12 protein-coding genes are annotated in these 12,243 nt (G+C 59.7%); 3 read left to right on the top strand and 9 right to left on the bottom strand.

Annotation, left to right across the window (positions count from 1 at the left end):
- The first annotated feature begins 363 nt into the window (after positions 1 to 363).
- On the top strand, positions 364 to 1,539 hold the full coding sequence (locus tag ACTG27_RS20845; protein ID WP_439980335.1) for an aspartyl protease family protein: 1,176 nt from the start codon (positions 364 to 366) through the stop codon (positions 1,537 to 1,539).
- A 38-nt stretch (positions 1,540 to 1,577) separates the two neighbouring features.
- Here the strand turns inward: ACTG27_RS20845 and ACTG27_RS20850 are convergent, their stop codons facing one another.
- Entirely contained in the window at positions 1,578 to 2,174 is a 597-nt protein-coding gene (locus ACTG27_RS20850) for an MliC family protein (protein ID WP_439980336.1), read from the bottom strand.
- A gap of 187 nt (positions 2,175 to 2,361) precedes the next feature.
- On the bottom strand, positions 2,362 to 2,727 hold the full coding sequence (locus tag ACTG27_RS20855) for a DUF2061 domain-containing protein (protein ID WP_236303510.1): 366 nt from the start codon (positions 2,725 to 2,727) through the stop codon (positions 2,362 to 2,364).
- A gap of 191 nt (positions 2,728 to 2,918) precedes the next feature.
- Between ACTG27_RS20855 and ACTG27_RS20860 the strand changes: the two genes are divergently transcribed.
- Entirely contained in the window at positions 2,919 to 3,125 is a 207-nt protein-coding gene (locus ACTG27_RS20860) for a hypothetical protein (protein ID WP_043821654.1), read from the top strand.
- Between the two features lie 82 nt (positions 3,126 to 3,207).
- Here ACTG27_RS20860 and ACTG27_RS20865 read toward each other — a convergent pair whose 3' ends face one another.
- From ACTG27_RS20865 to ACTG27_RS20880, 4 genes are all read right to left on the bottom strand, one after another.
- Positions 3,208 to 3,813 carry an HD domain-containing protein gene (locus tag ACTG27_RS20865; RefSeq protein ID WP_159157601.1) on the bottom strand — a complete coding sequence of 202 codons (606 nt, stop codon included), beginning with the start codon at positions 3,811 to 3,813 and terminating at the stop codon, positions 3,208 to 3,210.
- Positions 3,814 to 4,542: 729 nt separating this feature from the next.
- Positions 4,543 to 5,397, bottom strand: a complete 855-nt coding sequence (locus tag ACTG27_RS20870; protein ID WP_158110599.1) for a 23S rRNA (adenine(2030)-N(6))-methyltransferase RlmJ — start codon at positions 5,395 to 5,397, stop codon at positions 4,543 to 4,545.
- Positions 5,391 to 5,852, bottom strand: a complete 462-nt coding sequence (locus tag ACTG27_RS20875; protein ID WP_042052355.1) for a DUF2390 domain-containing protein — start codon at positions 5,850 to 5,852, stop codon at positions 5,391 to 5,393. The genes ACTG27_RS20870 and ACTG27_RS20875 overlap by 7 nt, the downstream gene beginning before the upstream one ends.
- Complete coding sequence (locus tag ACTG27_RS20880; protein WP_159164262.1) at positions 5,845 to 7,755, bottom strand: ABC transporter ATP-binding protein; 1,911 nt, start codon at positions 7,753 to 7,755, stop codon at positions 5,845 to 5,847. The genes ACTG27_RS20875 and ACTG27_RS20880 overlap by 8 nt, the downstream gene beginning before the upstream one ends.
- 154 nt (positions 7,756 to 7,909) lie before the next feature.
- On the opposite strand from ACTG27_RS20880, the gene ACTG27_RS20885 reads away from it, so the two are divergent.
- Complete coding sequence (locus ACTG27_RS20885; RefSeq protein ID WP_040068349.1) at positions 7,910 to 8,323, top strand: CBS domain-containing protein; 414 nt, start codon at positions 7,910 to 7,912, stop codon at positions 8,321 to 8,323.
- A gap of 117 nt (positions 8,324 to 8,440) precedes the next feature.
- Here ACTG27_RS20885 and ACTG27_RS20890 read toward each other — a convergent pair whose 3' ends face one another.
- The 3 genes from ACTG27_RS20890 to ACTG27_RS20900 form a co-directional block, all read right to left on the bottom strand.
- On the bottom strand, positions 8,441 to 10,102 hold the full coding sequence (locus tag ACTG27_RS20890; RefSeq protein WP_439980339.1) for a hypothetical protein: 1,662 nt from the start codon (positions 10,100 to 10,102) through the stop codon (positions 8,441 to 8,443).
- A gap of 168 nt (positions 10,103 to 10,270) precedes the next feature.
- The gene (locus ACTG27_RS20895) at positions 10,271 to 10,738 is read right to left on the bottom strand and encodes a hypothetical protein (RefSeq protein ID WP_439980340.1); all 468 of its coding nucleotides are present in this window, start codon (positions 10,736 to 10,738) and stop codon (positions 10,271 to 10,273) included.
- A 53-nt stretch (positions 10,739 to 10,791) separates the two neighbouring features.
- On the bottom strand, positions 10,792 to 12,168 hold the full coding sequence (locus ACTG27_RS20900; RefSeq protein WP_439980341.1) for a PLP-dependent aminotransferase family protein: 1,377 nt from the start codon (positions 12,166 to 12,168) through the stop codon (positions 10,792 to 10,794).
- Positions 12,169 to 12,243 lie beyond the last annotated feature (75 nt).

Genomic DNA, 12,243 nt, shown 5'->3' on the forward strand with positions numbered 1-12,243 from the left:
CTGCTGCGTTTTACCAACGAGGTGTGGCTGGCATGGCTCATGGGAGACTCCGACGAGGCAAGTGTTGCCAAATGGCAATATTAACCATGGCGCTGTGGAGAGAAAGCTCAATATTGAGAATTTCTGTGCAAGATCAATAAATTAATCAAATCTCGCCAACGATTGATGACGCGCCGAGATAGCGTGAACAACCATTCTTGAACTATCACCATAGAATATTCATGGTCATATCCGGCTTGAACCAGCATAAAACTCTTTGTTATTGTCCGCATTCCCCGCTGAAATAGCTTATTTATCTATAAATCAACAAGATAGCATTATGCGGTGGCGTTGCGGGGGCATCTGCTATCGGGAAGGAGAGTTATGAAGTCGCAGTTCAAAGTGGCGCTGGCCATGTTGGCCCTGTTCGTCGTCCAAGGCTGCACAGCCCCGGATTCATCCACCAAGCGCAATGTACCCGGCCCGGTGCTGACAGTGCATTACGAAAGTGCCCCCCTGATCCCCGTCACCATCGCCGGTGAGCAGTACCAGTTTTTGCTGGATACCGGGGCCAGTATCACCTTTATCGATCGTCGTCTGGCCAGCCGCTTCAAGGCGCTGACCTTAAGCGAATTGCCCAGGGCCTATCAGGCTGATTTTGCCACTGTGAGCAGTGTTTCGAGCCAACTGGGCAGCGAGCAGCTTGGTTTTGTTGAGCCGCAACCCTTCTCGGTGGGGTCGGTCACCATTGAGGACAGCGATCTGTGGGCAACCGTTGATTTCGATCTTTTCTCCCAGTCTCTCGGCAGCCGTGTCGATGGCATCCTCGGGATCGACACCATCCGCCGTTTCAACTGGGTGTTTGATCGCGACAGGCATCAGCTCACGGCTTCGCTGACGGCTCCGTCGGCAGCCACGTTCGAGCGTTGCATCGGCTATGAAGATAGCTACAACCGCTCCCCGGCAGTGTATCTGACCCATGGCGAGAGCAGCGTGCGTATGTATCTGGATACCGGGGCCGATCAGAGCTATGCCGACCATGCCTTTATCGACTTTATGGCCAGCCAGAAGGCGATCGCTGGTGAAGATGCCACGCCACGCAAAGGGGTGGATGCCAGCGGTATGGTGGAGGGGCGTGACCATATCCTCACCGGCCTGCACTTTGATGAGCGCCAGCTCGGTGAACTGCGCGTGTCGGAAAACAGCAATGAGCAGTATGGTCTGGGGCTGGATTTTGTTAACCGCTTCAATCGCTTTGCGATCATGCCCGGGCGGATGATGCTCTGCTACGACGCCGACAGCCTGGCGCGCAAAGTGCCGCCAGTCCTGCGCAATATCGGGGTGCGTTTTGATGGCAAGCATCTGCAGGTCTACTACAGCGACGAACGGGATCTGGCCCCCTATGGTCTGGCCAACGGCGACATTCTGGAGCAGATCAACGGGGTGGCTTATCGTCCCCTCGAGATCGACAAGGTGCGTGAGCTGCTCAGCACCGGCAAGCCGGGGTCGCTCAAGTTGCGGATTGTGCGGGAAGGAAAACCGCTGGATATCGCCATCTAGTCAAGGTGGGGCGGCAAGACGAGCCGCCCCAGTCAGCCTCAGCCCTTGGTCGGATTTTCCATGCAGGTGAGGGTTGGCTGGCCGTAACGCTCCAGCGTGGCGTCGTCCCCCTTGGTGAAGAAGGTGAGGTTTTGCCCTTCATAACGGGCGCCGCTGGCGCTGGGGGCTTCATAGGCGAGCACTTGCTGCTGCGTGTCGCCCTCGCTCAGATTGATCACCGCGGCGGGCAGCTTGGCATCGTTATAGAAGTAGGTGGAGAGAGTGACGTTCTTGCCGCACTGGTAGTTGACCGGTGCTGGCACCATCAGCTGGCCGCCGCTGATCTGCAGTTCGGTGATCCGCAGCAGGTAGTTATCCTCCACACACTGGCGCAGATCCTGCCCCTTCCAGCAGTCGTTACGTCCCTTGATCCAGCCGCGCTGCATGGCGCGCTCTGTCTTGAGCTGTTCGGGAGAGAGCGCTGCAATCGCCTTGGGGTAGAGGGCCGCCAGTTCGTTATCAAGGGCGGCCAGTCCGGCATCCTTGCAAATCAGGGTTTCGACCGACCCGGAGGCTTTGGTGCAGTCAAAGGAGGGGGTTGCGGCGCTGGCCAGCAGAGGGGCAAACAGCAGGGTGGCAAGCAAGGTCTTGTTCATCGATAGATTCCAGCAATGAGGAGGGTATATCTGCCTACTACAGCACACTCTACAGGGCAATGCAGCAGGGGAGCCGAGCGCACTTGCACTGCTGAATGGCTGCCAAGCGGAAAAACCCGACACTCCTGGCCGGAATGTCGGGTTTTTTGTGGCCGCGATAAAGGGGGGAGGCGGGTTGCCCGGTCGATCAGGCCAGCGCCAGTTGTTGACTGCGGGCGCGCCACAGCCGCTCGTGGAAGAAGAACACCACGGTATTGATAGCCGGTTCGATCATCGCCATCACGCCGCCGGTGAGCAGCTCGCCGCTCAGCAGGAAGGCCACCCCGAAGGCCACCGAGAAGTGGACCACCGCGAAGCTGCTGGTCTTGGCCTGCAGGCTGTGGTCTGGCTTGAGCTTGTGCCAGCCAAGGTCATGAAAGTAGAAGGCGACCGTGTTGACGGCAGGCTCGATCAGGGCGATCAGGCTGGCGGTCAGCAGTTCACCGGTCAGCAGGTAGGCCACGGTAAAGGCGACACCGAAGTGCAGGATGGCAAAGCTGATGGTCTTTTTCATGATGGCGGCTCCCTCTGTTGATGATGAGAGTATCTGCCGAAATGAGATTAAATGAAAACTATTCTCATCTATTGCCAGCATAGAGAGAACCTATCAACGGGCGAGTGGCCGGTGTGGTTCAGCGGTTGCCAATCGCAGCCAAGGCGATAAAGTACAGGTTCTTCACACTTGCCCATGAAAAAGGATCTTTCATGAATATCAATGCCACTCTGCTTGGCCAGTTCATTGCGTTGCTAATGGTCATCGTCGGCCTCATCGCCTGGCGACTGGCGCGCCGCAAGAGCGAGCATCCGGCGCTGATCACCCTTATCTGCTCCCTGCTCTGTCTGTTTCCGCCCTTTGGCCTGCTGGCCCTGTTGCTGGTTGCGCTGAAACAGGATCTGCCCGCCCGCTCATAGGGCTGGCTGCGGAAGGGGCTCCAGGCTAGGTTGCCAGACCTTGGACACCCATCTTTTGGGTTTTGGTTATGCTACACCTTGCTCAGAAAGGTGGTGTCCCAGATTTGTACTGCTTAAGAATTCCCTCAGATTCAGCGGTTTTTAGCTTTTGCTTAAGATTTTCCCAAACTAACTCACTGCCTTTTCCGATTCTACTATTCAGGCCATACACCTGTGCAGCAGAGATATTGTGTTCTTTCCAGCTGTGACCATTTCCATATATGTTGTGGAGTAGAGGAGGAATTCGATCTATGGATTTTGCATAAATTGAGTCGGGTGTAATACCTTCTTCAAATTCGTGCCAAAGATCTGATAGCTCCGCAGCTAAATGACTTGGTAATAGATTAAAAACTCTTCGGATGCTGGCAGCTTCTAATTCCTTTATTTCTTTATTTTCGCAGGAGTACACAATTGTGTCTCCTGCATCAATTTCACCAAGATCATGAATAAGTAACATTTTAATTACACGGTCAATATTGATTTCAAAGTTGGAATATTCTTTAAAAAGTAATGCTACTAGACAAACATGCCAGCTGTGCTCACCAGAATTTTCAAAGCGATTTAGACCGACAGGCTTGGTTTTTCGAAGTACATTTTTAAGCTTTTCGATTTCAATAATAAAGCTAAATATATCGTCAATTGAATTCAATTCTCGCTCCTTCTTGATAATTTAACGGTGATTAGATAGAGGGCGGCACTAATCCGATAGCAGAGCCTTCCATATAAATCCGATCTGCTCTGATTTTTGACATGGAAAAATAAAATCAAATCAAAATATTACCAGTCTACCTCTGATACTTGAATGTATTCGCTTGACCTCCTCTTTTTGTGCCGCTGTTACTATTGGTGTGAAAAAAGTGCTCAGCGCAGTCTTGGAAAGCGCCGCCAAAGCATGCCTGCATGAGCAGGTCAGAAATAAAAATGGGGCCGTCACCATGTTGAGTGGGTCGTAGGAAACTCTCGCTTATCCATTCCATCCGGCATGGCTACCGCCTCTGAATTTCAGCTTCCAGTCTGCTGCATTTCACCAACGGGATGGGGTTGGCATGGCTCATGGGAGACTCCAACGAGGTGTGTGTTGCCAATCGGATATATTAGCGGCGGGTCGATGGAGGGAAAGGGCCAGATGGCCGATTTCTGATCTGGATCGACTAATTAGTCAATAACGACTGATCTGGTGTGCAGATGGGGCGGGTGCTGCCATTGGTGAGGTAAACAGTTAGTGGGGAACAGAGTTCGTGGCTAAAGCGGTAGCGGGTAAAAAAACAAGAAGCTCCTGAACGGGGCTTCTCTTTGCTGGCCATGCCGCCACTGTGGACGGCTTGGGTGAGCGACTTGCTGGCGCCTTGGCCGGGCGCCGGAGCGGGCTGGTGCAGGTTTACTCTTCGACCTTGTTCAGCCACTCGACCTTGTATTGGGCGCCGGCGCCCTGCGCCAGCTTGGCACACAGCGGTTTGAGGAAGGCTTCAATCTGCTCGTCCAGCATCCAGGGCGGGCTGATGATCAGCATGCCTGAGCCGTTCATGCCCCAATCCTTGGTCTGACCGGCCACTTCCAGCTCGGCCACCAGCACGTTGCCGAAGTTTTCGCGCTTGATGGCGCGCAGCATGTCGCGGGATTTGTCCGCCTCTTCCCCCAGAATGGGGTACCAGAGGGCGTAGATGCCGGTCGCCCAGCGTTTCTGCGCCTTTTTCAGGGTGTCGACCACGGCGAAGTAATCTTCTTTGAGCTCATAGGGCGGGTCGATCAGCACCAGCCCGCGGCGCGGGGTCGGCGGCAGCAGGGCGATCAGCCCCTCGAAGCCGTCGCGGTGGTGCACGGCCACGCGAGGGTCGTAACCCATATTGGCGCGCAGATCTTCGACCTCGTTGTTGTGCAGCTCCATCAGCGCCAGCTTGTCCTGCTCGCGGGTGAGGCGACGGGAGAGCTCCGGCGAGCCGGGGTAGTAGTGCAGCTCGCCATCGCTGTTCATCTCTTCGATGATGCCGAGATAGGGGGCCATGGCAGACCATTGGGCCCGCTCGTCCCACAGGCGGCCGATGCCATCGGCATACTCGGCCTTCTTCTGGGACCAGTCGCCGCGCAGGTCGTAGAGACCGCCACCGGCATGGGTGTCCAGCACGATGAAGGGTTTCTCCTTCTTCTTGAGGGACTCGATGATCAGGGCCTGAACGGCGTGTTTCAGCACGTCGGCATGGTTGCCGGCGTGAAAGGCGTGGCGATAGCTCAGCATATTAGATCTCTGAGGGGGCCCTGCTGGGCACCCAGTAACGATAGATAGTTCAACAAATTGCGGCTGTTGCCGCGAAACAGGGAGAGGCTGCGCAGGGTCTGCAATAGGACGCCCTGTTGCAGCCGCTCCAGCTCCAGTTCGTGGGCTAGCATCGACTGATACTGCTGCTCGTCGAGCCGCGCCTTGGCGCTTTGGCGCAGGGCGCGCCACGGGGTTAGCACCGCCTCGGTTTGCACCAGCGCTGGTTGTAGGTCGGTGAGATCGACCACGATGCCGAGTTGATCGAGCCGGTGCAGCAGCAGCGCCAGATTGACGTTGCCCCCCTGCTCCTGCACGGTGAGCCAATCCTGGCTGCGCTCACCATAGACCTTGCCGCTCCAGTGCCAGAAGCCGATCGGCGTCGGCAATTCGTGGACCGCGACCCGCTCGCTGGCCATCAGCTGTTCGTCACGCAAAGAAGGCTTGCTCCATGGTTTCCAGCTCTTCGGAGAGGCTCATCCACTCCAGCTCTACCTCTTCCAGCTGCTCCTTGAGGGGGCCCTGGGATTTGAGCAGCTCGGAGAGCTTGGTTTTAGCGCTCTCTTCGTAGATAGCTGGGTCGGCCAGTTGGCTCTCGATGTCGCCAAGCTTGCCTTGCAGTTTCTCCATGCTCGCTTCGAGCTTTTCCAGCTTCTGGCGCAGGGGACGGGTTTGCTGGCGGAACTCCGCCTCGCGCCGCTTCTGATCCTTGCGCGCCACTGCCGAGTTGGCAGAGACGGGGCCGTCGGCCGGTTTGGCGTTGGCCTCTTTCTCCTGCTCGCCGAGCCACTTGTGGTAGTCGTCCAGATCGCCGTCGAACGGCTCGACCCGGCCACCGTGCACCAGATAGAAGTCATCTGTGGTGGTACGCAGCAGGTGACGGTCGTGGGAGACCACTACCATGGCCCCTTCGAAGCCTTGCAGCGCCATGGTCAGGGCGTGGCGCATCTCCAGATCCAGGTGGTTGGTCGGTTCATCCAGCAGCAGGAGGTTCGGCTTTTGCCAGGTGATCAGCGCCAGCACCAGCCGCGCTTTTTCGCCACCGGAGAAGGGGGCCACCTTGTCGAGCGCCTTGTCACCGTGGAAGCCGAAGCTGCCCAGATAGTTGCGCAGCTCCTGCTCGGTCTTGTCCGGCGCGAGGCGGGCCAGATGATCGAGCGGGGAATCATCGAGACGCAGGGTCTCCAGCTGATGCTGGGCGAAGTAGCCGATGCTCACCCCGGCGCTCACTTCGAGCTTGCCGGAGAGCGGCGGGTTGGAGCCGGACAGCATCTTGATAAAGGTGGACTTGCCGGCGCCGTTGCGACCGAGCAAACCGATGCGCGAACCCGGTACCAGATTGAGTTTGATCTTCTCCAGGATCACCTTGTCACCGTAACCGGCAGAGAGGTTCTCCATGGCAATGAGCGGGGTCGGCAGGGCCGACGGCTCGCGAAACTCGAAGCTGAACTCGGAGTCGGCGTGGGCGGGCAGGATCTTCTCCATCCGCTCCATCGCTTTCAGGCGGCTCTGGGCCTGGCGGGCCTTGGAGGCCTTGTAGCGGAAGCGGTCCACATACGCCTGCATGTGGGACATCTCCCGCTGCTGCTTCTCGTACATCGACTGCTGCTGGGCCAGATGTTCGGCGCGCTGCAGTTCGAAGTCGGAGTAGCCGCCGGTGTATTCGTTGAGCTTGCCGTTCTCGATATGGATGATGCGGCTGATGACAGAATCGAGGAAATCGCGGTCGTGAGAGATGAGCACCAGCGTGCCCTGATAGCCCTTGAGCCACTTCTCCAGCCAGATCACCGCATCGAGATCCAGGTGGTTGGTCGGTTCATCGAGCAGCAGCAGATCGGAGCGGCAGAGCAGCGCCTGAGCGAGGTTCAGACGCATGCGCCAGCCACCGGAGAAACTGCGCACCGGCGAGCTCAGCTGCTCATCGCTGAAACCGAGGCCGTGCAGCAGTTCGGCGGCGCGGGCGCGAATGCTGTAGGCGCCGATGGTGTCGAGCTTGCCGTGCAGCTCGGCCACCAGCAGACCATTGTCATCCTGCTCGGCCTGCACCAGCTGGGCTTCCAGCGAGCGGAACTCCTTGTCGCCGTCGATCACATACTCGAGGGCGGAGCAGTCGAGCGCCGGGGTCTCCTGCGCGACGCCTGCGATCTGCCAGCCTGCGGGCAGGCTGAAGGTGCCGCTGTCGATGGCCAGCTCGCCCCGTACCAGTGCAAAAAAGGTGGACTTGCCACAGCCGTTTTTGCCCACCAAACCCACTTTGTGGCCGGGGTGAATGGTGGCGGAGGCGTTGTCCAGCAGCTTGCGGCCGCCGCGGATCAGTTCGATTTGACTGGCAACTATCATGGGTGGGATCTGCTTGCTCAAAATGGAGGAGAAAAACTGGCGCGGATCTTACGTGAAATGACGCTGATTTGCACTGTAGCGAAGGGCTGGCCACTGGCTGGCGCTGCAAAAACATGCCATAACAGAGAAACCAGTTTGGTTACGGGAGGTTAGCATGCATATCAGGGATATTATGACGACCCGGGTCGCCACCGTTTCAATGGATGATCGACTCCGAGTCATCAGGGATATCTTCGAGCAGGCTCACTTTCGCCACCTGCTGGTGCTGGAAGAGGAAGAGCTGGTGGGGGTCATCTCGGATCGGGATCTGTTCCGTGCAATCAGCCCCTATCTCGACTCCGAAGCCGAGATGAGCCGCGATACCGAAACCCTCAACAAGCGGGCTCACCAGATCATGAGTCGTCAGCTCGTCACCATCGCACCCCATCTCACCGTGCGCGACGGCGTCAAGCTGATGCTGGAGAAGGGGGTCTCCTGCCTGCCGGTGCTGGAGAATGGCGCCCTGGTCGGCATCATCAGCTGGAAAGATTTTCTCAAGGCGGCGCTGGAGAGTGACGCGCTGGTTTGAGCCCAACGCTTATCGCCACTAGCTGACAGAGAACCAATATAGAGAGAGGGGAGCCAAGGCTACCCTCTCTCTATATTGGCTTTGCCGACAATGCCGATTTGTACGGCGCCTGCATCATCACGGCTCGGGCTGCCCTGCGACAAGACAGGAGGGGCCGCTGCCGGAGAGGTGCGGCTGCAGATGGGTGCGGATCTCCTGCAGGGTGCGCTGGTACTGCTGGGCATGCTGATCGAGAAACGCGGGGCTGTGCTTGAGGCGCCGCTCCAGGGTATCGACCAGCAGCGCCACTCTGGGGGCCGCCATACCCGCTGGCCAGCAGTGTTGCAGCAGCTCCAGCAGTTGCCAGGCATCGCCCGGCAGGGCGGGGAACTCCTCCAGCAGCTGCAAGCCCGCTTGCAGGGCTGTCTGATACTGGCTGGCCTGCATAGCCTTGTGGCGCAGCTGGCGCAGTTCGCTCAGCCGTTGTTCTCTCGCCGTCAGGCGCTGGCCCAGCTCGGCCACCAGATGGTGGAACAGCTGGCGGGTGAGCGGGTGGGGCGCCACCCTGACGCGGTATTGGGTCAGCTGGGTCAGGTAGCGCTGGGCGTGGTGGGGCAAACCGCAGAACTGGCTGACCGCAAAGCCGAGCAGCAGGGTGAGGTGGTTGTCGCTCCCCTCATCCGGCTGGTGGTGGGCAATCAGGATCAGCGCCTCGTCGAAGCGGTAATCCAGCCCCAGCATCAACGCCTGCAGCAGCTCATATTCGTGGGGTTGCAGGTGGACGGTGCGCTTGAGGTGCTCCCACTCCTGTTGCAGGGAGCGGATCCGGTTGCTGGAGGGGGCGTGCCACAGCACCGCCAGACTGGCATTGAGCATGAAGCTGTCGATGGCGAGCCGGACGCGCTGCTCGCTGAAGTGGCGCAGGGTCAGGCTGTTGGCCTGCTCCAGCACCTTCTCCTCATCTTGCAGCACCAGCCCGAGCAACATCGCCAGCTGATGCCAGCGCGGCTGATGGGGGCGGATCTGCAGCAGCTCTCCCATGGTCTCCCACGCCGCCAGCCAGTGATGCTGATGCAGCTGGCTGGCGAGTTGCAGCTCCAGCCGGGTGGCCATCGAGACGCTGGCCTGATGGCGCTGCAAGTCGGTCCGGGCGCTTTGCAATTTGCCGAGCCCCAGCATGGCGTAGAAGAGCCCGGCCCTTGGCCAGCTCGCCTGATATTCGTTGGCACAGAGGGCATAGTGCTGGGCGGCAGTGATCCGCTCGGCTGATTGCAGCAGCAGATAGCCCTTGAGCCGATCCAGCCAGGGGGTCAGCGAGCGATTCTCCCGTTGAAACAGCAGGTCTTCACAGAGGGCGGTAGCCAGTTGCCACTCCCGCAGCAGAATGGGGGCGGCCAGCGTGCGGGTCAGGCTGCTTAACTTCACCAGCTGGCCGAGCACCGCGGTGAGCTGCTGGGTCATGAAGGGGAGAGCCAGATAGAGGGAGAAGTAGAGATCCGAGGGGAGAAACTCCTGCTCGCTCTGATCGGCATCGAGCAGCAGCAATACGCAACCGGGTTGCAGCAGGCCGAGATAGTGCGCTTCGTGCAGCAGCCGGGCTCCGTCAAGATCCTGCTGCTTGTCCTGCTGACAGATGATGGCGTCGAAGGCGTGCTGTTGCAGCAGGGCCAGCAGGCCGCTGCGCTCGTGGTTTGGATGGTTGTGGTAGTGGATCCGGTCGGCGGGCACCCCCTGTTCGGTCAGTTCCCGGGTGATGGCGCTACGGAGCAGGGGATCCTCTTCGAGCAGCAGTATCGTCATGCAGGTACTTCCTGTGAGCAAACCATTAGGTTGATTATGGTAGACCCAAGAGGAACATAGGCACAGCACTCGCTGAGTGAAAAGCTGACAGTAGTCAGCAGGGTGGTGGAGGGCGCACTATGGGCTGTTATTTCAATCGGTTATGCCATCTATCAGGGTTGCAACCTGTTATTGCCGAGGGCGGATCTGCGTCCCGAAGGGGCAGTCGCTCTGGCGGATCAGCCGCGACCCCTTGCCCTGTTCCCCCAGCCAGCTTAATTCCAGCTTGCCGAGGCGGCCCAGATGGCGCAGCTCGAACTCGTAGCGCTGGCAGAGGTTGTCCTGAGGCAGGTTCGCCATCCCCGCTGGCAGTCGGTATTGATAGCGCAGGATTGGCCCATCCTCCAGCTTGCTGGCCACCGGCACCAGCCCCTCTGGCGTGGGCTGCGGCGCCCCGAGCACACGGCGCAAACTGAGCGGCGCATCGATCGCCTTTTGATAGTGCAGGCCGTTCATCGCCGCCAGCTCCTCTTCCAGTCGTTGCAACTCCCCTTCCAGTCCATTGAGCGCGGCCCCCAGCTGCTGGTGGGTCGTGGACGAGGCGCAGCCGCCCAGCAACAGGGTGGCAAACAGCAGGGCGGCTCTGATGGGGGGCACGGCATCTCCTTGGCAATGACGATGAAGCGTGAAGGTCAGGTCGGCTGGCCTGACTATAGCAGGGGATTGCTGGGGGGCGTCCCCTGCAGTAGTTGGGCCAGACGGGCCAGCCCCTCGCCGACCCGGGCGTCGGTGGCGGGTTGGCTCAGGCTCAGGCGCACCCCCTGCGGTGCGGCAAACTGACCGGCGGCGAAGTGTTCCCCGCTCGCCACGCCAACGTCAAGGGCATCGGCGGCGGCAGCAAACTGCTGGCTGCGCCAGGGCTCAGGCAGTGGCAGCCAGGCGTGCATGCTGCCCGGCTGCCAGCGGGCGGCGGGCAGCAGGTGGCGCAGCAGTTCGCCACGGCGTTTGAGGATCTCCCGCTGCTGCTCGACCAGCGGCATGATCTGGCGCTGACTGACCATTTTGCAGGCGAGCTCGATCAGCAGCGGGCTCACCATCCAGCTCGACAGCCGCATGGTCTGGGCGAAGGCGCTGCGCAGGGCAGGGGGCGTCAGCACGAAGCCGACCCGCAGGCCGCCGCAGGCGATCTTGGCCAGACTGCCCAGATAGATGACCCGCTCCGGCGCCAGATTGACCAGGGGGATCACCGATTGCTGGGGCAGCAGGCCGTTGACGTCATCCTCGATGATCAGCAGATCGTGGCGACGGGCGATGGCGACGATGGCCTCCCGCCGCGCCAGACTCATGATGGCGGTGGTGGGATTTTGCAGGGTCGGGGTGAGGTAGAGCAGCTTGGCCCGGCGGGTACGGCAGGCGGCGTCCAGTGCCTCGGGCAGCAGCCCCTCCTCGTCCATCGCCAGCCCCACCACCTGATTCTTCAGCTGGCGGGCATTGCCCAGCATACCGGGGTAGCTCAGCCCCTCGCACAGGATGGTCTCCCCCACGCAGCCGGTCGCCAGCAGCGCCAGCATGATGCCGTGCTGGGCGCCGTGGCTGAACAGCAGGCGATCCTCACTGCAGGCCACCCCTTGCTCCGCCAGCCAGTTGACGAACTGCTGGCGCTGATCCGGTCGTCCCGCCTCCTTGTCGTAGCCGAGCAGGGCGTTGAGATCCCCGTCCGCCACTTCCCCCAGCATGGGGCGAATAATGGCCGCCCGATCCAGCTGCACCGGCAGGTTCTGCCACAGCTCGATGCGGTGCCCCTCCTCCTGACGGATCACCCACTCATCGGCGGGATCCGTGTTCGCTCCCTTGACCCAGGTGCCGTGGCCCACTCTTGCGGCCAGCAGGCCGCGTCGCTCCGCCTCGCTGTAGGCGCGGGTGACGGTGCCTACGGTGACACCCAGACGATCCGCCAGGGATCTGTGGGTAGGCAATCGGGTCTGCGGTGGCAGCTCGCCATTCGCGATCCCCTGTTCGATCGCTTTGACCAGCTTGAGGTAGAGGGGGCCATCGAAGGCCGTAAGGTCGGGTGTCCAGATTGTCATGGTGACAATAAATCCATTGATCAAAACTTGCTGTCAATATAGCGTGAATTTCAACCTGGTAACAACCAAATAGCA

It is taken from the genome of Aeromonas sp. 97A (genome assembly GCF_051919185.1).
Classification (GTDB): domain Bacteria; phylum Pseudomonadota; class Gammaproteobacteria; order Enterobacterales; family Aeromonadaceae; genus Aeromonas; species Aeromonas veronii.